Origin of the sequence: Streptomyces griseomycini (assembly GCF_014203535.1) — a bacterium.
Classification (GTDB): Bacteria; Actinomycetota; Actinomycetes; order Streptomycetales; family Streptomycetaceae; genus Streptomyces; species Streptomyces griseomycini.
On sequence record NZ_JACHJI010000005.1, the window covers coordinates 398069 to 422806 of the forward strand.

The 24738-nt window shown below is 72.6% G+C and carries 19 protein-coding genes, 1 tRNA gene and 6 pseudogenes; 12 read left to right on the forward strand and 14 right to left on the reverse strand.

The window, feature by feature from the left end; genetic code table 11:
* The first annotated feature begins 220 nt into the window (after positions 1-220).
* The 4 genes and pseudogenes from FHS37_RS16335 (at position 221) to FHS37_RS16350 (ending at position 4120) form a co-directional block, all read left to right on the forward strand.
* Complete coding sequence (locus tag FHS37_RS16335; RefSeq protein WP_184821752.1) at positions 221-715, forward strand: helix-turn-helix domain-containing protein; 495 nt, start codon at positions 221-223, stop codon at positions 713-715.
* Positions 716-853: 138 nt separating this feature from the next.
* Positions 854-1156: pseudogene (locus tag FHS37_RS39430) on the forward strand (hypothetical protein); the annotation flags it as partial.
* Positions 1157-2003: 847 nt separating this feature from the next.
* Entirely contained in the window at positions 2004-2774 is a 771-nt protein-coding gene (locus tag FHS37_RS16345; RefSeq protein WP_184821754.1) for a sulfite exporter TauE/SafE family protein, read from the forward strand.
* Between the two features lie 1058 nt (positions 2775-3832).
* Entirely contained in the window at positions 3833-4120 is a 288-nt protein-coding gene (locus tag FHS37_RS16350; protein WP_184821756.1) for a DUF4190 domain-containing protein, read from the forward strand.
* Positions 4121-4475: 355 nt separating this feature from the next.
* Here FHS37_RS16350 and FHS37_RS16355 read toward each other — a convergent pair whose 3' ends face one another.
* The 5 genes and pseudogenes from FHS37_RS16355 to FHS37_RS16375 all read right to left on the reverse strand — a co-directional run bounded on the left by FHS37_RS16355 (position 4476) and on the right by FHS37_RS16375 (position 9738).
* A complete protein-coding gene (locus FHS37_RS16355) occupies positions 4476-5483 on the reverse strand; it encodes a TerC family protein (protein WP_184821758.1) in 1008 nt (335 codons plus the stop codon).
* Between the two features lie 502 nt (positions 5484-5985).
* Positions 5986-6573, reverse strand: a complete 588-nt coding sequence (locus tag FHS37_RS16360) for a DUF6939 family protein (RefSeq protein WP_184821759.1) — start codon at positions 6571-6573, stop codon at positions 5986-5988.
* Positions 6574-6947: 374 nt separating this feature from the next.
* A pseudogene (locus FHS37_RS16365) lies at positions 6948-7082 on the reverse strand (type I glyceraldehyde-3-phosphate dehydrogenase); the annotation flags it as partial.
* Between the two features lie 281 nt (positions 7083-7363).
* Positions 7364-9663 (reverse strand): annotated as a pseudogene (locus FHS37_RS16370) (hypothetical protein).
* 3 nt (positions 9664-9666) lie between these two features.
* Positions 9667-9738, reverse strand: a tRNA-Ser gene (locus FHS37_RS16375).
* A 756-nt stretch (positions 9739-10494) separates the two neighbouring features.
* Between FHS37_RS16375 and FHS37_RS16380 the strand changes: the two genes are divergently transcribed.
* Both FHS37_RS16380 and FHS37_RS16385 read left to right on the forward strand, forming a co-directional pair.
* Positions 10495-11076 (forward strand): DUF6328 family protein, encoded by a 582-nt coding sequence (locus FHS37_RS16380; protein WP_373304294.1) that lies wholly within the window; start codon positions 10495-10497, stop codon positions 11074-11076.
* A gap of 689 nt (positions 11077-11765) precedes the next feature.
* Positions 11766-11933, forward strand: coding sequence for a hypothetical protein (locus FHS37_RS16385; protein WP_184821761.1), 168 nt, complete (start codon positions 11766-11768; stop codon positions 11931-11933).
* Between the two features lie 263 nt (positions 11934-12196).
* On the opposite strand, the gene FHS37_RS16390 is transcribed toward FHS37_RS16385, so the two are convergent.
* Positions 12197-12697: an N-acetyltransferase gene (locus FHS37_RS16390; protein WP_184821762.1), complete on the reverse strand. Its 501-nt coding sequence runs from the start codon at positions 12695-12697 to the stop codon at positions 12197-12199.
* A gap of 262 nt (positions 12698-12959) precedes the next feature.
* Here FHS37_RS16390 and FHS37_RS16395 point away from each other — a divergent pair, with 262 nt between their 5' ends.
* Complete coding sequence (locus FHS37_RS16395) at positions 12960-13829, forward strand: SCO6745 family protein (RefSeq protein WP_184821764.1); 870 nt, start codon at positions 12960-12962, stop codon at positions 13827-13829.
* A 57-nt stretch (positions 13830-13886) separates the two neighbouring features.
* Here FHS37_RS16395 and FHS37_RS16400 read toward each other — a convergent pair whose 3' ends face one another.
* The 3 genes from FHS37_RS16400 to FHS37_RS16410 all read right to left on the reverse strand — a co-directional run bounded on the left by FHS37_RS16400 (position 13887) and on the right by FHS37_RS16410 (position 16722).
* A complete protein-coding gene (locus FHS37_RS16400; protein ID WP_184821766.1) occupies positions 13887-14276 on the reverse strand; it encodes a thiol-disulfide oxidoreductase DCC family protein in 390 nt (129 codons plus the stop codon).
* 169 nt (positions 14277-14445) lie between these two features.
* Positions 14446-14955, reverse strand: coding sequence for a hypothetical protein (locus tag FHS37_RS16405; RefSeq protein WP_184821768.1), 510 nt, complete (start codon positions 14953-14955; stop codon positions 14446-14448).
* Positions 14956-15669: 714 nt separating this feature from the next.
* Entirely contained in the window at positions 15670-16722 is a 1053-nt protein-coding gene (locus tag FHS37_RS16410) for an aldo/keto reductase (RefSeq protein WP_184821770.1), read from the reverse strand.
* Positions 16723-16827: 105 nt separating this feature from the next.
* Between FHS37_RS16410 and FHS37_RS16415 the strand changes: the two genes are divergently transcribed.
* Positions 16828-17457, forward strand: coding sequence for a TetR/AcrR family transcriptional regulator (locus FHS37_RS16415; RefSeq protein WP_184821772.1), 630 nt, complete (start codon positions 16828-16830; stop codon positions 17455-17457).
* Positions 17458-17551: 94 nt separating this feature from the next.
* Complete coding sequence (locus FHS37_RS40755; protein WP_184821774.1) at positions 17552-17713, forward strand: hypothetical protein; 162 nt, start codon at positions 17552-17554, stop codon at positions 17711-17713.
* A gap of 539 nt (positions 17714-18252) precedes the next feature.
* Here FHS37_RS40755 and FHS37_RS16425 read toward each other — a convergent pair.
* The gene (locus FHS37_RS16425) at positions 18253-18990 is read right to left on the reverse strand and encodes a VOC family protein (protein ID WP_184821776.1); all 738 of its coding nucleotides are present in this window, start codon (positions 18988-18990) and stop codon (positions 18253-18255) included.
* A gap of 524 nt (positions 18991-19514) precedes the next feature.
* Here FHS37_RS16425 and FHS37_RS16430 point away from each other — a divergent pair.
* Positions 19515-19871 (forward strand): annotated as a pseudogene (locus tag FHS37_RS16430) (transposase family protein); the annotation flags it as partial.
* A 13-nt stretch (positions 19872-19884) separates the two neighbouring features.
* Here FHS37_RS16430 and FHS37_RS16435 read toward each other — a convergent pair.
* Together FHS37_RS16435 and FHS37_RS16440 are read right to left on the reverse strand one after the other, a co-directional pair.
* Complete coding sequence (locus FHS37_RS16435) at positions 19885-20367, reverse strand: DUF7919 family protein (RefSeq protein WP_229890005.1); 483 nt, start codon at positions 20365-20367, stop codon at positions 19885-19887.
* 36 nt (positions 20368-20403) lie between these two features.
* A complete protein-coding gene (locus FHS37_RS16440) occupies positions 20404-20826 on the reverse strand; it encodes a TopoII/MutL transducer domain-containing protein (protein ID WP_184821778.1) in 423 nt (140 codons plus the stop codon).
* A 140-nt stretch (positions 20827-20966) separates the two neighbouring features.
* Here FHS37_RS16440 and FHS37_RS16445 point away from each other — a divergent pair.
* Both FHS37_RS16445 and FHS37_RS16450 read left to right on the forward strand, forming a co-directional pair.
* Positions 20967-21236: pseudogene (locus FHS37_RS16445) on the forward strand (NAD(P)-binding domain-containing protein); the annotation flags it as partial.
* 197 nt (positions 21237-21433) lie between these two features.
* A pseudogene (locus FHS37_RS16450) lies at positions 21434-22025 on the forward strand (IS6 family transposase); the annotation flags it as partial.
* Positions 22026-22179: 154 nt separating this feature from the next.
* On the opposite strand, the gene FHS37_RS16455 reads toward FHS37_RS16450, so the two are convergent.
* Entirely contained in the window at positions 22180-22443 is a 264-nt protein-coding gene (locus tag FHS37_RS16455; RefSeq protein WP_184821782.1) for a hypothetical protein, read from the reverse strand.
* A 286-nt stretch (positions 22444-22729) separates the two neighbouring features.
* Positions 22730-24394, reverse strand: coding sequence for a RecQ family ATP-dependent DNA helicase (locus FHS37_RS16460; protein ID WP_184821784.1), 1665 nt, complete (start codon positions 24392-24394; stop codon positions 22730-22732).
* Between the last annotated feature and the right edge of the window lie 344 nt (positions 24395-24738).

The following is a 24738-nucleotide window of genomic DNA, read 5'->3' on the forward strand; positions in this document are numbered from 1 at the left end:
GGGTTGCCGGGGGCCTCGGGGGTGCGGGGGGCCGCAGCGTCTTCGGCGAGGGGGGCGCGGGGGGCGGCGGCGGCCGGGGCCCCCCCCCCCCCCCCCCCCCGGCCCCCCCCCCCCCCCGCCCCCTCATCGATCACCGCGCCGGGCCCCGGCCGACCGGACACGGCACCCGGGGCCCAGCGCCTGCACGTGGACACCCTCGTCCTGGAAACGGAGAACCCTCATGGCCGGAAGTTCCTGGCAGCGTCCGCTCGTCCTGGCGATGGCCTCGGCGGCTCTCGCCGCCGGCACCACATACGCCGTCCAGGCGGCGCAGAGCACCCCGGCAGGCTCCAGCCACTCCACCGATACCCGTCATCCGCCCGGCCACCACGCGGACTGCGGCAAGGGCGGCAAGGGCGGAGAGGGTGGCAAGGGCGGGGCGCCCGGCCGGCCGGGCGAGCCCGGCCGACCCGGTTGCTTCCGCCCCGGCGACCTGCTGCCGGACAAGCCGGAAGGATCCAAGCCCACAGGGGCGGACAAGATACGGATCGTGATGGCCGTGATGTCCGGACACACGACGAGCGCCCAGGCCGCCGAGAAGTACGACATCCCCCAAGACGAGATCGACACCTGGAAGCGGCAGTTCCTCGACGGCGACTGGCTCACACTGCTCGCGGAACACTCCGGCGAGGACTCCGGCGGGAACGGGCGGGGCACCTTCCCCTTCTCCCCGTGACGCACGGAGGCGCCCGCAGACCGCGAAACTCAAGATCAGACCCGGGGGCAGCGCACGTCCAGCGGTGGATGCCGATGAGCGGGCGCCGGCCCCTGCGGATCCCTCCACCAGGGCGCGAGGGGCCGCCGCCGGACGTGTGTCCCGGATGCCTCGGTGGAGGACCGGCGGACGGTCCTCGATCCTGTCGTGGAGAGGGGGCTGGAAGCGCCAGTACGCCGAGGGAGAGACAGAGGGCGCTTCCGGTGCCCCGGACGGAGGCCGTGCTGTCCCGCCCCGGCGGATGCCGAGTGCCCGGTCCCGCGGGTCCGGCCGGCTGCCGGTGTGTTGGCGATCTTCCGTTTCCATGCCGACGATGAGGTCGAATTCGACGTCGGCCTGCGGGAGTTGCAAGGCCAGGATCGACTTGACGTGTTCCGCGGATTCCTTCGGGAGACCGAGAGGCTGCGGCACGCCTGCGGTTCGAGTCTCGTGCTGCCGGGTTCGCGCCAACGGGTGGGTGCGATTCCCCGGGCTGCGGCCCGGCCGCCGCGCGTCGGCCGCGGCAGCCTTCCCGGACGGCGGGACCGCGCGGTGGTCGGGGGTTGCGGCGAGTGCCTCGGTGAGCAGGGTGACCACGGCGCGCGCCGGATCGGGCGTGTGCCGTGGCCGGCGGGTGCTGACGTTCAGCATGCCGACGTACCGGCCGTCGTCGGCGAACAGGCATGGGGCCACGCCGTCCTCGGTGCCGAGGGGACCCAGCACCTCCTGAAAACCCGGTGAGGCAAGCCAGGAACTGCCCGGGGAGGCGCCTGAGCCGGAGACCGCCCCGGGCCGGGCAGCGGAGCACGGGGAACACCGGGTCGTGGTGGAGACGGGTCTTGGTGTTCTCCGTGGCGTCGTCCGGATGATCCCCAGCCGGCGTGCTGTGGCGCCGGCTGAGCGGATCCCACCGCGCCGGCGAGGCGTGGTCGCGCAGCGAGCACGGGGAACGGGCGAAGCGGCGGTACCGGAGCAAGTCCGTCGTGCGCCTACCGGGGCAAAATGCCCGCTCCCCGGGACAGGCGCACGGTGGCCTGCCGGTTGAGCGGGGAGCAGCCGCCGACAGACGGCGCAGACGAGGGAGGGGAACTCGCGCACTCGGCCGAGGAGATCCCCCGCACCACACGGCGGCACGCCACCGCACTCCGCCCCTTCCGCGTTCCCGCAGGCCCGGAGCACCCCCCTTCCGTCGGCGCGGATGCACCTCGTGCATGATCGGTGGAGCCCCTCGACCTCCAAGGCGGGGAGGCGTCTACCGAACGCAAAGGAGATGGCGTTGACCATCTGGGAGTCACTGGCAGTCCTTGTCGCCGGTATCGGTGCCGGCACCATCAACACCATCGTCGGCTCGGGAACGCTGATCACATTCCCGGTGCTCCTCGCCACGGGGCTGCCACCGGTGACGGCGACCGTGTCCAACGCCCTGGGTCTGATTCCCGGATCCGTCAGCGGTGCCATCGGGTACCGGGAAGAGCTCAAGGGACAACGCTCACTGGTCCTGCGACTGGGTGTCGCCGCCGCGATCGGCGGGCTGGCCGGAGCGGTGCTGCTGCTCGTGCTTCCGGAGACCGCCTTCGAAACGGTCGTCCCCGTCCTCGTGGCGCTCGCGCTGGTCCTCGTCGTTCTCCAGCCGCGCCTCTCCACAGCCGTCCAGCGGCGCCGCACCCGGGCCGGAGCCGTCACGAAAACCGACGGCGGCCCCGTCCTCTTCGGCGGCCTTCTGCTTGCCAGCGTGTACGGCGGCTACTTCACGGCGGCCCAGGGCATCATCTACCTCTCCCTGATGGGCATGCTGCTCGACGACACCCTCCAGCGCCTCAACGCCGTGAAGAACGTCCTCGCGGCGATCGTGAACAGCATCGCGGCACTCTTCTTCCTCTTCGTCGCCGACTTCGACTGGACCGCCGTCCTCCTCATCGCCGCGGGCTCCGCGGCAGGAGGGCAGATCGGTGCGAAGATCGGGCGCCGGCTGCCTCCGACGGCGCTCCGCGTCTTCGTCGTCGTCGTCGGCGTTTGCGCCATCCTCCAGCTGCTGCGCTGAGCCCCTCGGGGCCGGCGGTGCGGGTCGGGCGCCCGGGCGGTCGAAGACACGAGCGCCTCGTGCAGCACCCCCTCGCCGGTGGAACCGGCGAGGGGGTGCTGCGGCCTGGACGAGTGATTCCTGACGGTGTCAGCGGTCGTCGGCGATCGGGGACCGGCCGACGTGCCCGGATCACCCGAGTGACTCACCCTGCTGACGGTGCGCCCGGGAGCACAGACGGGGCGTTCGAGACCTTTCCGTGGCAAGCGACCCGGACACCCCGCTCACCGCACCGCACCGCACGTGAAGACCGACGACGAGATCGGGGATACCCGATGGCCGGACCGCCCGCCGTGCCGGACGGATTCCTCCCGGATGTGCAGTGGGCCTTCGAGGACGTCGGCGAGACGGCACTGCCCGACCGGCCCTCCGCCGCCGGCCACACCCTCCGCCCCCCGAACCAGGAGGCGTTCCGGACGACACCGGACGAGCGTCCGGCCGCGATCTCCTTGCGCCTCGGGGTGCCCGGCGACCTGGCCGGTACCCGGCAGGGCGCGCCCCTGAGGCGGGCACCCCGTGGATCCAGCAGGTCACGGACGCCCGGCGGGCCGAGCAGGTCGGGGCATCGCGGGGACGACTCCCGTCATCGCCGCCGAGGTACGCGGCACGAGCAGGCCGGCCCGCAGCGACCGGTTCATGCCGCCGTTCCCACGGCTTCCCGAGGTCGCTGAGTACGCCCTTCCTCGCGGACGGGGAAGCGCATCCCGGGCGGGTACGACCGGCCGAAGCCGTTCCCCGTACCGTGGAGGCCGTGCTCACCTCGTCCCCGTGAGGGCGGACGACCACGGACGGCGCCGTGGAACCGGAGACCCCCGGGCATGCCGCGGGGGGCCGTCACCGTCCGGACGCTCGCGGGCCGCGGCCGCCCGGAGGGACGAGCGGGAAGGCCCCCGCCTCGAATTCGAATCTGACGCCCCGTTGACATGGGAGCGCCTCGGACGGGCATTCGGACAACCACGTAGGAAGTCAAGGAGTGTCTGGCCCGTCCGGGCCGTGCAACCGACAACCGGGAGTATCCCATGGCGAGTTACGGAAGTTCCTCTGTCGAGTCCTCCGGATCGCGCACCAATGGCCTGGCGATCGCGAGCCTCTGCTGCGGTGTCGTCGGACTGTTCGTTCTGAACATCGTCCTGGGCCCCTTGGCCATCATCTTCGGTGCCATCGCCCGCCGCCAGGCGGCGGTCAAGAACGGCGCCGGAATGGCGAAGGCCGGCATCATCCTCGGCATCGTCGACGTGGTGCTCTGGCTCGTGCTCCTGGCCGTCGCCGCCAGCAACGACGGATTCAGCTGGTACGTGGGCGGCTGATGCCCCCCGGGCAGACGCGAGGCATGCGGGCGGGCACCGCCGAAGGCCGGGTGCCCGCCCGCGCCGTGGCCGGAACGCCTCCGCTCTCATGCGTGCCGGGCGACAGCGGACGGGAGCCGGGGGACAGGACGCGGACGTGTCCCTCACCGCCGGCGACGCGGAACAGTTCCTCCGGGACCGTCTCCGCCGGGCAGCAGGAGATCGCCTCGGGCCTGGCGAGCCGCGGCGGGCGATGACCCGGTGTCGGTGGTCGGGCCGGTACCAGAGCCGTACTTCCGCGCGTGCCCGGTCGTCGATGCGGCCTGAACGATCGGCGCAACCTACGGTGCGACCGCCGTGACGGGTGCCGACGGCCTCAGCCCCCCTCCTGCTCCGGCCGGGCCCGGTGGGCCTTGAGCGACCCGGCGTGCGCCTTGCTGGTGGGATCACGACGAGTCTTGATCAGGCTGGCCACCGTGGCGACGGCAAGCACGATCCCGATGACCACAAGGCTGAGCGGAGTGGAGATCTCCGGAACGCTGTGTGAGATGTCCTCGTGCGCCCAGTGGAGGACGAGTTTCGCCCCGATGAAGGCCAGGATCACCGCGAGGCCCGTCGACAGGTAGACGAGTCGATCCAGCAGACCCTTGACGAGGAAGAACAGCGCTCTGAGGCCGAGCAGGGCGAACGCGTTGGCCACGAAGACGATGTAGGGCTCCTCGGTCACGCCGAAGACCGCGGGGATGGAGTCGAGTGCGAACAGGAGGTCGACGCTGCCGATCGCAATGAGCACGATCAGCAGCGGCGTCACCATCCGTCGCCCCTCCACCCGGGTGAGGATCCGGCCGTCGACATAACCCTCGGTGACCGGGAGCAGCCGCCGGGCCGTCCTCACCACGCCGTTGTCCTCCACGTCCGGATCCTCGTCCCGGTGCCGGTAGAGCTGCACGGCCGTGTAGATCAGCAGCAGGCCGAACAGCAGGAACATGAAGGAGAACGCGGAGATCAGCGCGGCTCCGAGCGCGATGAAGACGGCACGCATGACGAGCGCGAGCACGATACCGAAGGAGAGCACCTTCTGCTGGTGCTCCTCCGGCACGGTGAACGTCGTCATGATGATGACGAACACGAACAGGTTGTCGACCGAGAGGCTCTTCTCCACCAGGTAACCGGCGAAGTACTCGGTGCCGTACGTGCCTCCGTAGGCGCCCATGAACCACAGACCGAAGACGACGGCGGCCGCGACGTAGAACACGGACCAGGCGGCGGCCTCCCGGAAGCCGACGCGATGCGGCCTCACCCATCCCAACGTCAGGTCCAGGGCCAGCAGTCCCACGATGACCGAGATCGTCACGACCCACGTGGCCCCGCTGATATCGAGCATCCCCACACCTGCCTCTCCACTCGCACCTTGCGGCGACTGTACTGGCAGGAGCCTCCGAAACAGGCACAACCAGGACGGTCCGGCCTTCGGCGTTCCGCGAGAAGGCGCCGGCTCGCCCGCGCGCCCGGCGGGGACGTCGGGCCCTGCCGGGCCGTGACCCCGCCGCACGGGCCGATCCGGCTACACCGACCTGCTCGTCAGCCACTGCCGCGCGGCCGGCTTCGAACCCCGCACCGAACGCACCGCCCTCCAGGGCACACCGCCCACCACCGGCGTCATCGGCACCGACCGCCTCGCCTCCGTCACCACAGCCCCAGGCCCCGCTGCCGGCGACGCCGTCCGTGTCCTCGCCCCGACCCGCCCGTTCACGTGCCCCTGCGCGCCCTGTACCCCCGAGCCACCGCCCCCGCCAAAGACGCCTTCCTCGCCACCGCCGCCCTGTGACCGCACCGTCCTCGGCCGGCCCGTCGTCGTACCTGAGCCGATCCCGGTGCCGGGTCGTTCACCGCATGTGATCACCGACCGCGTCGGACGCGTCCGCGTCACCTTCTCGGGGCCAGCGGCCTTCGATGTACAGCCGGACAAGCGCGGCGTGGGAGAGCGGGCTGGCGGGATCGGCGACATCGCCGTTGGTGGTGTAATCCAGGAGCACGACGTCCTCCTTGTCGCGGAGCCGCTCGACCAGGTCAGCGACGCGGTGTTCGAGAACCCACCGGTAGGCCGGCAGGTAGATCCGGCGCCGGGCCGTCTCGTAGGACAGCAGCCGGCCGCCGCGCAGACCGGTGCGGTGACCCTGGACGGGGCCGTGTCGACGCACCGTCCGCTTCAGTCCCTTCACCGTGGTGACCTCGAGCTTCGTGGGGTCGACGTCGGAGCCCCGGAAGACCTTGAGGGCCTGCCAGATCCCCTCCACGGACTGGCTGGTCACGTCCTCGCAGTAGGGGACCGGGATGCCGCCGTGCGGGTAGAACGGGCTCAGTCGTACCCATGGTTCCGGTGCCTTGGAGGTCACATCGATGACCTCAGCGCCGGGGAACGCGGCGGTGAGCGACGCCATCGCACGGCGACGGCCGGCAACGCGGATCGACATCCGGGGACTCCCTGCCTCGGTGACACGGGCCGCCAAGCATCCCCGATGCCACTGACATCCGGGCCCTGACCCCGGTCCCTGGACACGGACCATGCGGCTTGCGCCGGCGTGGGGAGCGTCGTCCGGAAGGTGTTCGCGCAGGCGATCGGGTTGCGGTGACCGAGGTGGGAGTGGCGGCGTCGGGTGTCGTAGCGGTGCAGCCGTCGAGTACGCCTCGAGGCGGGCCTCGTGCTCGCTGGGCCGGGGGCTGCTCTGCCCGGTCGTCTGCACGCCGTCGACTCCGGCCCGGGCCACCGGCGCGGGCCGACCGGAGCGCTCGAGGCAAGCGCTGGGCGACGCGGTTGCCGGTGGCGGGGTGCCGGCCTGGTGTCCGGTCAGCGGGTGGCGAGCAACTCGAGCGTGTCGATCACGCGGTTCGAGAAGCCCCACTCGTTGCCGTACCACGCGACCACCTCGACGTGGCGGCCGTCGACGCGGGTGAGGGCCGAGTCGGAGATCGACGGGGCGGGGGTCCTCCACGTCGCACTCCACCGCCCGTCCCGTCCTTCGCCCCGTCCCCGGCCGATCCGGGACCACGCCCGCGCTCGAGGGAAACCTCTGCCCTTTTGTGCGTTCCGTGCCGGGCGGCCGTCACCCCGCTCCCCGGGGACAGCCCGTGTGCGGCCGCCGAACCGGCGTGCGGGGGCACCGCGGACGGCACGGCGCGGATCGAAGCGACGGCGACCGACCACGGCCGGGGCGGACCGGCAGAAGGACGCGCCCGGCGAGCGGCGCAGCCGTCACCTGATCCTCACCGCATCCAGTGTCCGTCGGTGCTCCATCCCAGAAAGCGCCGGGCGCGTCCGCCGTCCGCCGTTCCGTCACCGGCGAAGGCGCCGCCCCCGGCGACCATGTCCAGACCCGCCAGGGCAGGGGCCAGCCGGGCCGCGGCATGGGCCGGGTGGCGGGCCGTCTCCTCGTGCAGGCCTGCGATGACCCGCCGCTGCTCCGCGGGCGGGCACAGGGACAGGTGGAAGACCATCTGACGCCACGCGTAGGCGGCGTCCTTGACGGTGCCCAGCGGCCGCGGGTTGCGGTGCACACGGGAGGCCAGCCGACACACGGTCACGAAACAGCGGCGTGCCAGGTCGGCCCAACCGGGCCGCGGGGCGACGCCCACCCGGTGGACCAGCGTGGCCAGGTTGTGCGTGGTGAGGATCTGCGCCTGCTCGATCACCGCGCCGTTCGCCGCGACGGACCAGGACCGCGATGCCGTCCCGGCCCGCTCGGCGCACAGCCGCGCGAAACCGGGAGAGGTGTGGGCACCGTACGGACGGGTCAGGGCCGTGGCGGTCTCGACGATCGCCAGATCACGGACCGCCGCGTAGTCGATGCCGTAGTAACGCTCGTACAGCGTGCCGCCGAGCAGTTCACCCGCGATCCGCGCCGCCGTGAGGAACTTCGGGCTGAACGTGCCCATGAAGATGTCGGCGGCCAGCTCCTCCACGAACGGGGCACCCAGATCGCGCTGGCGTTCAAGGACACCGAACTCGCGGACCAGTGGATTGGGCAGGAGCGTGCCCGGGAAGGCCTGCACGGCCAACTCGCCCAGCTGCCGCAGCACGGCGAGCGCGCCTTCGCCGTCCGGCCTGCCCAGCACTGCGGACCGCTGCCCCGACACCGCCCGTACCCAGGGCAGTTCCTCGAGGCGCACCTGCCGTTCCAGGTTGAGCAGGAGCAGGGAGCGGCGGTTGCCGAACGCCCGGTGGTTCGCGGCCATCAGCGCTCGCAGCGCCTCGCCGCCGTACGCCTGTGCGGCGGTGACGGCGACCAGCTGCGGCACCAGCTCGGCCAGGACCTCGGCGGACGGGACGACGCCCCGCTCCACGAGCGTGCCGAGCGGTGCGCTCAGCGCGGACTCGACCACCTGGCGGATCACGGCCGGTGCGACCGCTCCGGCGGGCAGGCCGGTCTCCCGGCTCTCGTCCTCGGTCACCGCGTCCAGGAGCGGGGCGACGTCGGTGATGCCCGTCTCCTGCGGGAGCACGGCGAGCCGGCGCAGCATCAGCTGGGCCAGGGCGTGGTGGGAGGCGAGCGCCGCCTGCTCGCCCTGGCACCGGCGCAGGGCCGTGTGCGCGGCGGAACCCGGCAGACCGCGCCGCCGCACCATGGACTGCACCGCGTGCCGCAGCAGACCGAGCCGGCGCGCGTCCAGCGGCAGTCCGGCGGCGGTCTCCTCCAGGGCACCGCGCAGAATGCCCAGGTTCTCCTTGGGATTGCGGTGCTTGGAGCAACGGGTGTGCTCCGCGGCGAGCCGCCGGTAGCGGCCGAGCAGGACCTCGCCGTGCGCCAGCCAGCCGGCATCCGGGAGGATCTCCAGGACCCGCCCGTCCCGCGCCGTCCGCAGCCAGTGGACGAGCAGCTCGTCGCCGAACGGCTGCCACACGGCGAGCGCCTCGCGCTGGGTCTCGACGGCCGTGTTGGGCCGCCGCCGTGCCAGGGCGTCGACGGCCTCGGCGACGGTGTACCGGTGGAGGGCCGCGGTGGCGTCCGGCGCGGGCGCGTCCGCCGGGCGGGGCAGGAACCGCAGCCGGTCGGCGAACGGCTCCAGCTCCGCCACGAGGTCGAGTGCCGCGTCCCTCTCCCCGTGCCGGACCAGCCAGGCCACGGTGAGCAGCGCGGCCTCCTCGGGCACGCCGATCTCGTAGCGGCCGCTGTCCAGCCGGTCCCACAGCCAGGCGAGCCCGGGCTCGGTGAGGCAGTGCGCGAAGAGCGCGCGCCGCTCGGCGGGCACCCCGAAAGCGCGCGCGGCCTCGGTCTCGTACGCCTGGAGCGGACCGCCCGCGCTCGCGGTCCCGGTGGCGAAGCCGCCCCGGACCACCTCGGGAGTCACCAGGCCGGGAACCCGTCCACGGGCGTGCGCGAACCGACCGACAGCCGGCCCGCGGCCATTCCCGCCAGGACCTCCCGCCAGCGCTGCCCGCGCACCTCGGCGCGGCGCCGGGTGTCGGCGTCCTCGTGGGTCAGCGCGGTCACGAAGGCCTTGGCCAGCTGGGCCTTCGGGTAGGACGGGGCCGCGGTGAGGGGCTGCTGCTCAGCGTTGTCGTTCATAAGCCGGCGTGGCAGGTTCCGCCCCTGCGCCCTCCGGGTCTCGAGCCCGGTGCTCTGCTGCTGAGCTACACGCCGATGACGGCCGACGTTAGACGTCCGGGTGATCACCCTGCAACGGGGTTTCCTCGGACGCGGTCCCGGTCGCGGCGGTCGGTGCCGGCGGCCGGCGGACCGCGGGCGTGGTCGGCCGGCTCGGCCCGGTGCGCGGTGAGGACGGGGTGCTCTGCGAGGGGGCGCGGCGAGGAGCACCGCGTCGCGTACGTCCGCGCTGGCGTGGCCGAGGAAGGGGTGGACAGCGGAGAAGACCGCCGGACGCAGATCCCGGAACGCGCGCATCTCCCCGTTCTCGTCGAGGAACCCCTCGCCGAAGTGGCGTTCGCCGGCGGTGACGCACGCGTCGTGGGCGGTACCACCGAGCCACTCGAGCAGGCTCAGCAGGGTCGAGCGGTGCGGTGGCGCGTCGGCGTCGCGGCCGAAGGCGTCTTCCGCGACGGCCGGGGCGGGACCGACGACGCGTGCCGGCGCCGTCGGCAGGGACTCGCCCGTCCCGCGCGGTGGCGAGCGACGCCCAGTCCGTATCGTCCAGGAGCGCTTGGCGGCGAGGTGGCTCGCGGGGACCGGGACTCCCGGTCCGACTGCGGCGACAGGTCACGGGCGGAGGCTATGGCGTCACCGGGCCGACGTGGCGCGGGTGCCGTGTCGTCGGGCAGGGTGCGCTTCTGCAGGAGGTCGAAGCCGGCGACGACGGCGTCTCGGGCGGAGTCGGTTGCCGTTGGCATGCAACGAACCCGAACGGGCAGACGCAGGTCCGGAACGGGAGGAAACATGAGCATGGCGACGGAGTCGATCGAGAGGTCGGAGATCGAGGGGCCGGAGGCGGAGAGCGGCCGGTGCGGTGAGTGCGGCAGCCACGCCGTCCCCTCCCCGGAGGAGGCGCCGGAGACCCCGCGCGAGCGCGTCAACCGCCGGTGGAACGAGATCATGCAGGAGACGCGCGTCGCGCAGACGGGCGTCCAGATCCTCTTCGGCTTCCTGCTCAGCGTCGCCTTCACCCCCCTCTTCCACGACTTGGGCACGTTCGACCATGTCGTCTACGTCATCACGGTGGTGTCGGGCGCGGCGGCGACCGCCTCCCTGATAGCGCCGGTGTCGATCCACCGCTTCCTGTCCGGGCAGCGGATGAAGGACGAGATGGTGAAGACGGCGCACCGGCTCATGATGTGCGGCATGGTCCTGTTGGCCGTGACCATCGGCTGCACCCTGTTCCTGATCCTGCACGTCGTCGTGCCGGGTCTCATGGCGAAACTGCTCGTCGGCGGGGTGATGCTGTGGTTCGCGGTGTCCTGGTACGCCCTCCCCCTGTGGCTGCGCCATCGTTCGGCCCGCCGGGCGGCACAGCGGAACCCGTCCTGAGGGAGACCCCGCAGGCGTCACTCCGGCTGCTGGTCCGCCGACGGCCTCCGCGCCGCCGCCGAGCATCCAGGGCGACCGGTGAGAGAGCGGCGGGGCCCCGGGCCTCAGCGCCGATCCGTGTCCGCGCAGCCGGTGACCGAACCCGGACGCCTCTGCGAGCCGGCGGCCGGATCCCCGATCGACCGGTGACGCGTCCCGCACGGTGGTGCAGCGGGTCAACTGGAGTTCCTCCGGCGCCCCGCACCCGGGAGCCGCGTTCCGGAGCACCCGACGGCCCGCGCGTGCTCGGCGTCGAGGCCTCGACGGCTTCGGCGGGGCTCGGGGGCCATTCCCGATGTGCCGAGGCCGGGCCGGGCCGCTGGGAGCGGCAGACCGGCTCGGCCGATGCCCAGGCGGAGGGCCCAGCCGCGCACCGGGGCCCACGGCGCGCCCGTGCTCGGCGAGCGGGGACCGCCCGGACGTCACCCACCGCCCCGTCGCCGGCCCCGGCCGGGTCGGCGACGGGGCGGGACCCGGCCGACGGCACCGGTCCCGCCCTCCAGGACCTCGTCCGCCGTTGCGCGGACAGACCACGGCGGGAAGGGACCACCACCTGATCACACGGCCGGCGCCGACCGTGTTGCGCCGTCCATGTCTGTGAGGGCGTTGTCCGGGCATACGGATCCCATCCCCAGGAGAGGAGTTCGTTCATGCTCGGCATGGTCGCGGCAGTGCTGTTCTTCATCGCCTTCCTGATCAACGCGGCGGAGATCGGCACCAACGACGTGTTCTCTTCGGTGAACGTCATGCTGCTGGGAATGACTGCCCTGGCCCTGCACCTGGCGGGAATCGGGACCGGTCGGCCCCGCAGGCGCTGATCCGCTCTCGCCGAGGCCCGGTGACACCCTGTCACCGGGCCTTCGTACTGCCCGGGCCCCACCGGCCTCGCACGCGTGGTACCGCTCGCGCCGGGGGACGGCGACGGACGAGCGGCGGGGGCTGGCCCGCACGCGCACGACAGGGCGCGGCCGCGGCGGGACCGGGTGCCGGTGACCGACAGGACCCTCGAGGAGCGGCCTTGCCCTCGAGGCCGCGAGCACTCGCCGGTCCGTCCGTTCACGGACGGTCCGGCGGCCGCCGTTCACTCGGTGTCCGGCAGCCGCAGCCACTCCTCCCACGTCAGGTCCCGTCCGATGAACCGAGGCTGTTCGAACGGCCAGTCCTCGGCGATCCAGCGCGGCACGAACGCGTCCAGCGCCCGCTCCAGCGCACCGCCCACTTCCTCGTCCACCACCCACCAGGAGATCTCGGCGTCGGCTCCCCGCTTCTCCGGCGGGTCGATGTAGACGCAGCCGCGCAGGGCGGTGCGGTCCGCGTTCTCGACGGTGTAGTTGAACGACTGGTGGGCCTCGATCTCCGCGGCGTGCCGCTCCAGGTCCGCGTGGTTCGCCTCGTACGACATCGTGGCCGGCGGCCAGCCCCAGGCGGCGCCGAAGAGCGACCACAGCCGCTCTCGCGAGCCCATCACCGCGGGGTAGTCGAGCGGTGCGTCCGCACCGCTGATCGGACGCAGCCGGTGACCCCCGCCGCCGGGTATGTCGACGTGGAGGGGATGGACGAAGTCGTGAGGAAGCCAGGTCATGGGCGTGAGCCAACCACGCCGGAGCGCACCGGGCAAAAGGATTTGACCCCCCATCGCACCGTCCGGCCGCTCCGGATGCAGCCCGAGCCGGCACGGCGTCCGAGCGGCCGGGGCACCTGCCCGGGGCCGTCCGGTTGCCGGCGCCTGTCCTTCGCGGGCCTTCCGCGGCTCGACCTCGTGGCCGACGGAAGGACGCAGGGGCTTCACCCCGGTCCCGTCACCCAGCCGCTCCGTGCGGGCCCGGGTGGGGACGTCTGGGAGGATGGCACACGTGGACGCAGTATTCGCCCGGACGGTCTGGCGGGCCCTGGAACCCCTGCACGCGGTCACGTACTTCGCGCCCGAGAGCCACGAGGCCAACCGCGCGGTCGGCCTGCGCGGCTTCTGGATGGGCTACTTCGCGGCCCGGGCCGCACCGCTGGGAGCGGTGGCCGCGGGTGCGGTGGAGGCGGTCTTCTACAACTTCCATCCCGCCATGGTGCGACGTGCCATTCCCGACGCATGGGGGTTCGCCGCGCCCGAGGCCGTGCTCCGCGCCCGCGTCGAGGCGGCCGCCGCAGCACTGCGCCGGGTGGTGCCGTCGGTGCCGGATGCCGCGGCGAAGGCCGTCCCTCTGCTGGAACGGGTGGTCGCCGTCGCGGACGGCGCCGGGCGCCCGCTGTTCGCCGCCAACCGCGACCTGCCCGGCCCCGGGGACCCGGTCAGCGCCCTCTGGCAGGGCGCCACGACGCTGCGCGAGCACCGCGGCGACGGCCACGTCGCCGTACTGACCGCCGAGGGCCTGGACGGCTGCGAGGCCCATGTGCTCCTCGCCGCGTGCGAGGAGGTGCCTGCGGCGGTCCTGCGGGACAACCGTGGCTGGTCCGAGGAGGACTGGCAGGCGGCTGTGCACCGCCTCACCGCACGGGGACTGCTGGAAGGCGGCGGACACCCCACCGCCGAGGGGCGCGGCTTGCGCGCCCACATCGAGGTCCGCACCGACGCCCTGGCCGTCCGGCCGTACCGCGCCCTCGGCGCAACGGAGGTCACCCGGCTCATCGGTTTGCTCCGTCCGTCGGCCGAGCGGGTTCTCACCTCCGGCGTCATCCCCTTCCCCAATCCCATGGGCCTTCCCCGTCACGCACCGGCCTGACGAGCCGGGGAACGGTGCGTGGCACGGCTTCCCGCGCCACGCCGGGGCACCGCCGGGTCACGCTCGTCGCGTTCGGTCCGCGGGCAGCGTGCACCCCGCCGGCCCACCGGGCAGGTGCCGGCGGTTGTTCGCCACGAGCCGGTAGACGGCGTGGGCCGCCCAGCGCAGCGGCGGCAGGGTGAGGAACGCTCCCGCGAGCGTCCAGGCGCCGCCGGCGCTCAGCAGCAGTTTCGCCACCGCTTGGGCGCCGCCGTACACCCTTCCGGTCGGTGTCACCCAGAGTGCTTCGTGCCGAGCGCGTTCCCGGGTGACACCCAGGGCCGCGAGGTCGGCCCGCTGCCAGGGGACGGCTTCACACCGGGGACGCACCACTCGCTCGATGAAACGCACCGAGCTGGTGCAGAACCCGCAGTCCCCGTCGAAGACAAGCACAGGCCGGATCCGCATACCCCCCATCATGCCGTGCTCGCCCCGGCGGCCGTGGGAACGAGCCCTCGGCGATCAGGTGGTGGCCTACCGGGTCGCCGGTCGGACCGCCGGCGGCGCGGCAGACGTGGGCACCGGGCGGCATCGGCGTCCGTGCCCGGCGTCTCGCCGTCGACCGGGCGCGATCTCGTCAGGCGGCGTGATGGACGGCGAGCTTGAACTCCGCCAGGACGATGTTCCGCGCCACACTGTCGTCGTGGGTGGCTCGTACGGCGAGCGGGACGGCCGGGTCGACGAAGATGCCCCACTGCTTCGTCCAGCACTGCATGCCGGGACTCGGCGGCCGGTGTTCCGTCGCCGTGGTGTCGCCGGGCGCCGGAGTGAGGCCGAGCGGATCCCGGACGAACTGGTCGCGCAGTTCCTCGTAGTCTCCCGCCTCCCACTGGATCATCGCGTACAGGACGCCCCAGCCGGCCGTACTGGGCCATATCAGCCCGGACCGGTCGTCGGTGTCCCAGTTCGTGATCACGTACCCGTCCGGCTGGTTGACCTGGTGCATGGCGAACCGGTCGGTGGACTCGGCGGTCCCGAAGGGGAATCTGATGACCGTGTAGGGGCTGTTCGCCGGGATCGACTGCGGCGTGTCCCGCTTCAGTGAACACACCTGCACCCCGGGCGGAGCCGTCGTGTCGGTGGGCATGGTTCAAAGCTGCCCATCGCCGGCCGGTTTGATGTCGCTCCCGTTGTTCCGGTGCGAAGGCGGGCCCGGACGAGGTTCCCGGTCCGGGGAGGGCGGATGAGCTCCGTCACGCGGGCCGGCGTCGGCGAACGGGTCCGGCCGGTGAAGGTCTGCCGGTGGCCCTTTCGCGGCCCGCCCCCCGGTGCGCGGCGCGAACGGGATCCCCTTCGCCCGGGTGACGACAGCAGGAGCGACCGCGATCGCGTGCGGCGAAGCCGCGTGACGGGGGGACCGGCAGGGCGACGTGCGGCGGAACGGACCGGGAGGGCGAGGACGGATGCGGTGAGCCGGTTGCGGCGGCTCAGGGCCGTGTACGCGGGCGGTGCGGTCATCTGGTCCTTCTGTCTGGAGGAGGTCTTCCGAACGGGGAGTGGCGGCCCTCCTGAAGGTCGGCCCGGCCCTTGATCCGACTGCGGTACCCGGGCTCGTCGGCCGGGCGCAGGATGTGGAGGGCCTGGCGATCCGCCCGTGGTGCGGGGAGCACACCGATGACCTCGCGTGTCCGGCTGTGCGTGGGGCTCCCCGGTGACCGTCTGCGTTCGTGCCGACAAGCCGGCGGACAGGGGGAGGGGCTGGCACCGCGGCTGTCCGCGCCCGGCGGGCGCTGGGCGAGGCCGCACGCCCAGTCCGGGTCCGGGACGCGCGGCTACACCCTTCGGTCGCCCGACGCCGATGTCACGCAGCAGACGGAGGAGCGACAACCGGTGGGTTGAGGCGGGCGAAACCTTCCTGGCGCTGGTAGGGGAAGTACGGGTAGGGCGCCGTCTTGCCGCTCGCCGCATCGAGTTTCGCCGTCTGGTCGGGCGTGAGCGTCCAGCCGACGGCGCCGAGGTTCTGGCGAAGCTGCTTCTCGTCGCGGGCACCGATGATGACGGAGGAGACGGTCGGTCGCTGCAGCAGCCAGTTGATGGCGATCTGCGGAATGCTCTTGCCGGTCTCCTGCGCGATCTCGTCGAGGGCGTCGACCACGCGGTAGAGGTGTTCGTCCTCGACCGGCGGGCCGTAGTCCGCAGTGTGGTGCAGTCGGCTGTTGGCCGGGAGCGGCTGGCCGCGGCGGACTTTGCCGGTGAGCCGTCCCCAGCCGAGCGGGCTCCAGACGAGGGCTCCGAGACCCTGATCGAGCCCGAGGGGCATCAGCTCCCATTCGTAGTCGCGGCCGATGAGTGAGTAGTAGACCTGATGTGCGACATAGCGCGGGCGGCCGTATCTCTCCGCGCTCGCGAGGGACTTCATCGCCTGCCAGCCGGAGAAGTTGGAGATGCCGAGGTAACGGACCTTCCCCGCGCGTACGAGATCGTCGAGTGTGGACAGGACTTCCTCGACCGGCACGCCGGCGTCGAAGGCGTGCAGCTGGAACAGGTCGATGTAGTCGGTGCCGAGCCGGCGCAGGGCGTTCTCGCACGCGGTGATCAGGCGCGAACGGGAGGAGCCCGCATCGCCTGGGCCGTCGCCCATCGGCAGGCCGGTCTTGGTGGACACGATCACCTGGTCCCTGCGGCCTTTGATCGCTTCGCCGAGCACCTCCTCGGAGGCCCCGCTGGAATAGACGTCGGCGGTGTCGAACATCGTGATCCCGGCGTCGAGGCAGATGTCCACGAGACGGCGGGCTTCTTGCGCATCGGTGTTGCCCCAGGCGCCGAACAGCGGCCCTCGGCCGCCGAAGGTGCCGGCGCCGAAGCTCAGTGCGGGGACCTCGAGGCCGGATGCGCCCAGCCGCCTGTACTCCATAGCTGTTCCTCTCTCGTCACCTGATCTGGCTAACGGTTCTGGAGTTCCGTTAGGGTGTGACCCAACATAGCAGGTGCGAGCAATTAACGAAACTGGAGTCCCGTTATGGGGTTTGAGGATGCGCGTCCGGGGACCGTCCGTCCTGGTGGGCGCACGGCGCGGGTGCGGACGTCGGTGCTGCGGGCGGCCGGGGACGCCCTTGCGGAGCATGGCTTCGCCCACCTGGACCTCGCCGACGTCGCGCGCCGTGCAGAGGTGGGCAAGACCACCGTCTACCGCCGCTGGGGAACGGTGACCAGCCTGGTGGCCGATCTGCTGCTGGACATGGCAGAGCAGTCACTGCCGCGCACCGAGACCGGCTCCCTGCTCGGTGATCTCAAGGCCAACGCCCGGCTCGTGCAGCGCACCTTGGCCGACCCGCGGCAGGGAGCGCTGTTCAAGGCAGTGATCGCCGCCGCCACCTGCGAGGCGAAGACGGCCGAGGCCCTGCACCGCTTCTACGACATCCGCGTCAAGGAGTGGGCACCCTGCGTCCAGCAGGCCGTCGACCGGGGCGAGGTGCCCGAGGGCACCGATGTCCACGAGGTGATCCGTGCTGTCTCCGCCCCCCTCTACTACCGCCTGCTGACCAGCAGCGCCCCCCTCGACGAAGCCGCCGCGGACCAGGCCGCCGAGGCCGCAGTGGCTGCAGCGCGTGCGGGAGCGTACCTGCGGGGCGACGGAGGTCGTGCGTGACCGGCTCCCCGCATCCGTCGCTGAACGCGGGTGCGACGGGCCGGCGGTCCCTGCCCGGGCGAGTCGGCTGCCGCCGCCGGACTCGGACACCCCGGTGCGCTCCAAACCGGCGACCGACCGGCTGACCACCCGCCGGGACCTCCGTCTGCGGGAGAAGACGCTGTGGCGGATGCCCTACGAGACGTGCGCCCGCTCCGAGGAGGTCCCGAACGTCAGCACCGAGGACCCCGACCCGGTCGGCCGTCGCTGCCCGTGAGGGCCAAGGACACCCACGGGACGCCGGGACCGCCCGGATGGCTGGCCCGGTTGCCCGAGCCGCGCCCGCGGGCCCGTGTTCGTCACCCACCGCCGTCCCGGCCCCGGCGAGGTGGTCAGCCCGCGCGACGCCTGCCCGGACACCGGGCCCGCCCTCCTCTCCCGCGGGCAGGCCCGCGCGCTGCTCGATGAGCGCACCACGGTGCGCGGGCCGGGCACGGGCCGGGACCTGCACGAGCACCGCCGTTCCGGCCTGACCCGCCTCGGTGGAGCCGGGGCCGGCCCGCTGGCGCTGACGGCGAGGTCACGGCACGAGAAGACGGAGAGTGCCAGCCGCTGCTCCAAGCCGTTCCCGGACACGACAGGCGACAGGCGGCAGCAGGACTCCTCGCGGCAGAACGGAGAACCGGGACCTGCTTCCGGTCTCCGGCTCTCCTGCCGTACGCGTGGGTCGGGCCGGCGTGAGTCGGCGGTCGGCGAGGGCGGAGCCCGGCGCCGCGCGCCGTCGCACCGCCGTGGAGGAGCGGACGGAGTTCCGCGTCAGCCCCGGCCGAGGACGCAGAACTCGTTGCCCGCCGGGTCGGTCATGACGACCCAGGAGACGTCACCCTGACCCACGTCGGTCCGTGTCGCGCCGAGGCCTTCGAGCCGGGCGACCTCCCTCGCCTGGTCCTCGACGGGGTCGGACATCACGTCGAGGTGGACACGGCTCCGCACGATCTCGTCGTCGGGCGTGCGGCGGAACTCCAGGTACGGACCGACGCCCTTGGCGGAGCGCAGCAGAGCGCGGTCGTCGGTCAGTTCGTGGACGGTCCAGTCGATCGCCTCGCCCCAGAACCGGACCATGGCCCGTGGGTCGGCGCAGGCGACGACCACGGCGGCTATCGGCCCGGTGTCCCGGTAGAGCTCCCGGGGTTCCAGAACGCTGAACACGTTGCCCTCCGGGTCGGCCATCACCGTCCACGGCGCATCGCTCCGGCCCACAGCGGCGGGCGTCGCCCCGAGCTCCTTCAGACGTGCGACCACCTCCGCCTGATGGGCGTCGGATGTGGTGGCGAGCTCGATGTGCACGCGGCACTTCACCGTCTCCGGGTCCGGCACGCGGACGAGATCGATGCAGACGGCGGACGGATCCGGCCAGTCGAAGCCCACGGGCTCCAGGTTGGTGACGCCGGGTCCTTCGCTGGAGACACCCCAGCCGAGCGCCTCCGCCCAGAACCGGCCGAGCGCCGAGTCGTCCCGGGCCTTGAAGTTCACCTGAACAAGTTGCAGCGTCATGCCGCAGTACCTTAGGTGATCCCCCTCGGGCAGGCGTGCGAATCCGGGCATGCCGGTGGTCAGGGGGTGCGGACGGCGTCGTGCTGCCGCACGGTCCTGCGCCGGAGGCCGGCGCGAGCGTCGATCCGGCAGTGTCCGGGCCGGTCGGGCCAGCGGTCCGGGGCCTTCAGCACGGTGGTGGGCGGGACCTGGCCAGGACGCGCACGCTCCACCGGGCTCCCTCGAGGAGATGGGCGCGGTGCGGGCGGGGGTCGGAGGCGGCGATCCGGGTCGGCCTGGCCGCCCGGCAAGGTCGCCGGCCTTGCGCCGGATTCGGTTCCACGGGACACGTCGCTCGGCGTCCGGGGCCCTGCGGGCGACCGCCGCCTCCACCGTCCCGGCTCTGCCGCCGGGCCCGTCCGGCGCGGATGGTCGGTGAGGCGCACCGCCCAGTGGGCCGTCTGCCGGTCGGGCCGGCCACCCGTGGTGGTGCGGACCCGGTCGTAGATCCCCTCAGAAGGGGCGGGTCCGGACGGCGTGCCGCAGTGCTGGAACAGGTCCGGGTTCCGCGGCCCGTCGGCGGACATCCGCGTACTCGCCCCGATCGCCTTGGCGGCGACAGGGCCTGTTCGTCGCGCCGCAACCGACGCCGTCTGCGGCGCCGGGTCGAGCACACGATCCCGGAGCCCGAGGACCGGCGGGCCGACCGCCAGAGGCGTGGCAGCAAGGGCGGCCGTCCGACCGGGTTCGGCGGAGAGACCCACCGACGCCGCGACGAAGTGGGGCGGACGGTCAACAGGCCGAAGGTCTTCCGGGCGGTGGCGACCCGTCACGACAAGCGGGCCTACGTCTTTCACGGGACGGTCGCCGTCGCCTCGATCCGGCTATGGCTGCGCACGTGAGCCTCGCTCGCCGCTACTCCAGCATGCGTTCCGCGTCGTCCGGAACCCAGGGAAAGGGGACGTCAGGCCACCGTGCGGATGCCCACGCGTCGAGATCGACAGCGAGAACAGCGTCCATGAAGGCCTGCGGCGGTCGGTAGCCGTGAGCGGTGATGTAGTGCGTGATCAGGAACGGAGCGGCATAAGCGATGCCGGGCCCGCCCGGAATCCGTACCTCCCCGTTTCCTTCCGGAGCCTCGTCCGCAGGACACAGGTCACACGCGTGCACCCCGAGGCGGACGTTCATCCACTGGACCTCCTGAACGGCCTTCAGCTTCTCCACGAACGCCGTGGGGACCGGTCCTGTCGAGTACGGCCTACCGGCTGCCAGCCACCCGATGTTCAGGCGGGTGTACGCCGGGCGGTACCAGAGCGCGTGGACGCCCGACTCCCTGTCCGTGAACGCGTCCTCGTCCTGGTAGTCGTACTCGCTGAGATCCTCGTGGAACACGCGCACATCATCGCCGCACTGCTTCGTCGACGCCCAGGTGATTCAGGACCCGTCGGACACGGCCCGGGCGCGGAGCCCGGTGGCGAGACGGACGAAGCCGGCGACGCGCGGGTTGAACGTCAGCTCACACTGCTCGCTGAGCGCCGAACGCACGCCCGCCGCCACATCGGCGTCCGGTTCACCGAACACCTCGAATCGCTCCACCCGGCAGTGCTCCATCACCTCTCGGATGTACGGGTCCGCCAGCTTCCAGTGGACGCGGACCGCGTCGGAGTCCTGGTAGAGCTGGAAGCTGTGGGCGAGCATCCGCTCCTCGTCCACGAAGGTCTCCACCATCAGCTGCGGCCCGTGCTGCTCCGCGAACCTCACCGCCCTGGTGATCACGTCGCGGAAGCCGTCCAGGTGACCGTCGATGATGCGCATCGTGTTCCGGAAGAGGAGAACCGTCGAGTCGTGAGTGGTCATGACCCGACCCTCGCCCCTCAACCATGGTTGAGGTCAAGCACGGATTTCCCCGGTGTCCTCCTCGCCGCCCACCGCATCCTGCGGGCCACCGCGGTCGAGGTGCTGCGTGAGGTCTCCCAGCACACCAACATCAGACTGCACTGTGCACCATGGACTCCACCGCGATGGTCGACCCGGGAGGTCTCGCGGGCCCGTCCACGGTCTTCCTCTCCGGCGACGACGCGGAGGCCAAACGGACCACCGGACGCCTGCTCACCGACCTCGGCCGGCCCCCGTCCGCGCAGCTCGACATCGGCGGTATCACCACCGCGCGCGGGCAGGAGCACTTCGCCCTGCTCTTCATGGGCATCGCCGGCGGCCTGGGTTCCCACACCTTCAACATCAACGTGGTCCCGCGAGCCGCCACCTGAGGCCCGGCGGCCCCTTCACGCCGCCCGCAGCGCGTTCGCGGGCGGCGTGAGGGGGGAAGCACCGCGCCGGCAGCTCGGTGGTCAGGAAGGACGTCAGCACCGCCGGGAGCAGCCAGACGGGCGTTGTCACGTTGACCGGCCGGGTGGGACGCTCTTCGGGTTGATCATGGTGGAGGAGATCGTCCGCGGGGAACGCGGTGCCGTCTGACAGAGGTCACCGGTACCGGTCGAGGTGATCTCCCACTGCGTGTGGCCGTCCTTCCGGTTCCCGCCCGGCTTCCGCGAGGCCGAGGAGCTGATGCCCCAGCGTGGTGCGGCCGTCCCGCGTGAGACGGTGCGGCGATGGTGTGGGAAGCCCGGGCAGGCCCACGCGAACGGACCGCACCGCCGTCGGCCCCGGCTCGGTGACGGACGGTGTCCGGACGAGGTCTCCACCAAGGTCAGCGGCGAGCGGAAGGACCTGTGGCGAGCCGTCGCCCAGGACGGCGACGTCCTGGGCATCCTCGTGCAGAGCCGGCGGGACGAGGATGCCGTCCGGCGCTTCCTCCGCCGTCCGCTCACGAGAACGCGTTCACCGCCGAGGACCGTCGTCACCGACAGGCTCCGCTCCTGCAGCGCCGTCCGCCGTGAGGCCATGCCCTCCGCCAGCACCGCTCGCACACGGCTCCGGACAACCGGGCCGAGAACAGCCACCGGGCCACGCGGCAGCGTGAACGCGTGACGAAGGGTTCCCGCCCCGTCGGTGGGGCCCAGCGGTTCCTGTGCGCGTCCAGCGGCACCTCCCCTCACCTTCCGGACCCGCCACCGGCCGGCCCACCACAGCCTGGACACCCGCCCGGACCGCGCGCCCACCGGTCCCTGACACGCCGACAGGCAGTCACGCAACCCGACAGCGCCCGCCGGGGCGCCCGGTGGGCGTCACCGGTGCCGGGCGGTGCCCTCCCTACGTCGATGTCGTGGTCCCGTCGCCCTCCCCGGTGTCCGGTTCGGCGCGCTTGTCGGCGCCCGTCTCCAGGTAGCCGGGGTCGTCGCCCGCGACCCGGCCCACGAAGACGTCGTCGGGCGTCGTCCCCGTCGTGCTGTGCAGGTCCGCCGCCTCGGGGTCCGGCTTACCGCCCGTGTCCTCCGACCGACCCGAACGGGCCTCTGCGGAGGGCTCGGTCGTGCGACCTCCCAGGCGTTCGCGGACCCGTGACCACACGGACATGATGCCTCCCGATCAGGAGATGCGTGCCGGTGCCGACGGCCTGCTCGCGGTGCCCTCGGCACTCAGCGCCGCACCGGGTCGGTTCAACGTCGTTCGCGGCGCATCGCGACGGCCGCGCCGGGCGGGCGCCGCGGGACGACGGGCCGCCCCGTCGGCTGCCGACAGGGTCCGGTGGCGGGTACCCCGGCGCGGCGCGGCACACCGCCTGTGATGTTTCCACCTGCTGCTCGGACCGGTCGCGGCCAGATCACGGCCCGGTCGCGGCCAGGTCCGGTCGCCGGGCACCTCAGGCGCCGGTCAGCAGATCGCCCTCCTGTACCGCCGCCAGGGACAGCGTCTTGTAGCCGACCTGCTCGAACAGCACGACGAGGCGGTCCTCCTCCGTGCGCATCACCGTGCCCGCACCCCACTCCGCGTGACGCACCCGGTCGTTCGGCTCATAGGGTCCGCCGTGCCCGGGCGGGGGAGCGGCGTCCCGGTGCCCGGCCCCGGTGGCGGGGTGCTCGTCCTCGCGGTCGCACACGTCGCACCGCCCGCACGGTGTGTCCAGCTGCTCGCCGAAGTAACCCAGAAGGTACTGGCGGCGGCAGGTCGACGTCTCTGCGTAGCCGCGCATCATCTCGATGCGCGAGCGGTCGACGCGGCGCCGCCGCTCGAACACCCGCGCCGCCCCTTCGACGGCCTCGTCCGCCGTGCGGCTGGGCAGAGCCCGGACCGCGCGGTGCCTGCCCTCGACGGTCACCGCTCCCGCCTCTTCCAGCAGGTTCAGCAGATCACTGGTCTTCCGGCGCGACAGGCCGCACAGCTGGGCCGTGCGGCTACGGCTCTGCGGGCCGTCCTGGCCGAGCAGCGTGGTCATGATCCGGCGCAGCGCTTCGGCGTCCAGGGCCCGGGCCGTGAGGAACTTCTGCAGTCCCAGGTCCTCGGGGCGGTAGAACAGCACGGCGCGAGCCGGCTCCCCGTCCCGGCCGGCACGCCCGATCTCCTGGTAGTAGGAGTCCAGCGACTCCGGGACGGACGCGTGGGCGACGAACCGCACGTCCGCTTTGTCGATGCCCATCCCGAATGCGGAGGTGGCCACCACCACGGCGGGAGCGCCGGCCATGAAGCCGTCGTGGATCCGGCGGCGGTCAGCGGCCTTCATGCCCGCGTGGTACGCCTCGGCGTCCACGCCGTCCTGCCGAAGCCGCCCCGCGTACGCCTCGGCGTCCTTGCGGGTGGCGGTGTAGAGGATGCCCGGTGCGCACGCTCGCGCCGTCCAGCGCGTGACGGCCTCGCGTTTGGCGGGGTCGTCGGTGAAGGTGCGCACCGCCAGATGGATGGTGGGCCGGTCGGTCCCGGTCGTCACGACGTGGGCCTCGCGCATGTGCAGGTGCTCGACGATGTCCGCCCTGACCGGGGCCGCGGCCGTCGCCGTCAGAGCGAGTACCGGCGGACGGCCCAGCCGTTCGGCGGCCTCGCCCAGGTTCAGGTAGTCGGGGCGGAAGTCGTGTCCCCAGGAGGAGACGCAGTGGGCCTCGTCGACGACGAACAGCGAGGGGCCCAGCTCCCGCAGCTGTTCCACGACACTGTCCTTGGCCAGCTGTTCGGGGGACAGGAACAGGTACTCGGCGTCACCGTCCCGGATCGCCCGCCAGCCCCTCTCGGTGGCCGACCGAGGCTGTGCGGAGTTCACGGCCACGGCGTCCGGTGCCGCGCTCTCCCGCAGGCCGGCGACCTGGTCGCGCTGCAGCGCGACCAGCGGCGACACCACGACGGCGGGGCCACCGAGCATGACGGTCGGCACCTGATAGATCGCCGACTTGCCGGAACCGGTGGGCATGACGACCAGCACGTCGCGGCCGTCGAGCAGTGCCTCCATCGCCTCCGTCTGCTCGGCGGCCAGGTCACTCCACCCGAACCGTTCCCGGGCGACGCGGCGCAGCTCGGCGACCCGGTCGTGCACGCCCATCGCGACACCCCCTTCACGGCCCGGCACCCCTGGGACCCGGCCCGGGTACCCCCGTGATCGGCCGCGATGCGGCAGGGCGCGCGGCAGTCGTGCGAGGCCGGGATCCCGGCTGCTCGTCTTCCGTACCACCCGCGTCGTTCGGCCCCGCGTGGTCGCGGCCGCCCGTCACGGGGAGAACCTGGACGAAGCCCAGGTGCCCGCTGCCGGGTCCGTCGACGGCGGCGGTGAAGTCGTCGACGTCGCAGGTTCACCGACCTGCGCCCCGGTACCGGTCAACCACTGCCTGGGAACGACCCCACCGCCGAGTGCCGGAGCCGGCTGCCGCCCGGGGCCGATCGGGCCCC

Excerpts from the sequence above, each read along its gene's own strand:
- FHS37_RS16460 (WP_184821784.1), bottom strand. The coding sequence starts at position 24,394 with ATGGGCGTGCACGACCGGGTCGCCGAGCTGCGCCGCGTCGCCCGGGAA.
- FHS37_RS16425 (WP_184821776.1), bottom strand. The coding sequence starts at position 18,990 with ATGACGCTGCAACTTGTTCAGGTGAACTTCAAGGCCCGGGACGACTCG.
- FHS37_RS16390 (WP_184821762.1), bottom strand. The coding sequence starts at position 12,697 with ATGACCTGGCTTCCTCACGACTTCGTCCATCCCCTCCACGTCGACATA.
- FHS37_RS16455 (WP_184821782.1), bottom strand. The coding sequence starts at position 22,443 with ATGTCCGTGTGGTCACGGGTCCGCGAACGCCTGGGAGGTCGCACGACC.
- FHS37_RS16395 (WP_184821764.1), top strand. The coding sequence starts at position 12,960 with ATGGCACACGTGGACGCAGTATTCGCCCGGACGGTCTGGCGGGCCCTG.
- FHS37_RS16335 (WP_184821752.1), top strand. The coding sequence starts at position 221 with ATGGCCGGAAGTTCCTGGCAGCGTCCGCTCGTCCTGGCGATGGCCTCG.
- FHS37_RS16380 (WP_373304294.1), top strand. The coding sequence starts at position 10,495 with ATGGCGACGGAGTCGATCGAGAGGTCGGAGATCGAGGGGCCGGAGGCG.
- FHS37_RS16360 (WP_184821759.1), bottom strand. The coding sequence starts at position 6,573 with ATGTCGATCCGCGTTGCCGGCCGTCGCCGTGCGATGGCGTCGCTCACC.
- FHS37_RS16350 (WP_184821756.1), top strand. The coding sequence starts at position 3,833 with ATGGCGAGTTACGGAAGTTCCTCTGTCGAGTCCTCCGGATCGCGCACC.
- FHS37_RS16345 (WP_184821754.1), top strand. The coding sequence starts at position 2,004 with ATGGCGTTGACCATCTGGGAGTCACTGGCAGTCCTTGTCGCCGGTATC.
- FHS37_RS16440 (WP_184821778.1), bottom strand. The coding sequence starts at position 20,826 with ATGACCACTCACGACTCGACGGTTCTCCTCTTCCGGAACACGATGCGC.
- FHS37_RS16400 (WP_184821766.1), bottom strand. The coding sequence starts at position 14,276 with ATGCGGATCCGGCCTGTGCTTGTCTTCGACGGGGACTGCGGGTTCTGC.
- FHS37_RS16405 (WP_184821768.1), bottom strand. The coding sequence starts at position 14,955 with ATGCCCACCGACACGACGGCTCCGCCCGGGGTGCAGGTGTGTTCACTG.
- FHS37_RS16385 (WP_184821761.1), top strand. The coding sequence starts at position 11,766 with ATGCTCGGCATGGTCGCGGCAGTGCTGTTCTTCATCGCCTTCCTGATC.
- FHS37_RS16355 (WP_184821758.1), bottom strand. The coding sequence starts at position 5,483 with ATGCTCGATATCAGCGGGGCCACGTGGGTCGTGACGATCTCGGTCATC.
- FHS37_RS16415 (WP_184821772.1), top strand. The coding sequence starts at position 16,828 with ATGGGGTTTGAGGATGCGCGTCCGGGGACCGTCCGTCCTGGTGGGCGC.
- FHS37_RS16410 (WP_184821770.1), bottom strand. The coding sequence starts at position 16,722 with ATGGAGTACAGGCGGCTGGGCGCATCCGGCCTCGAGGTCCCCGCACTG.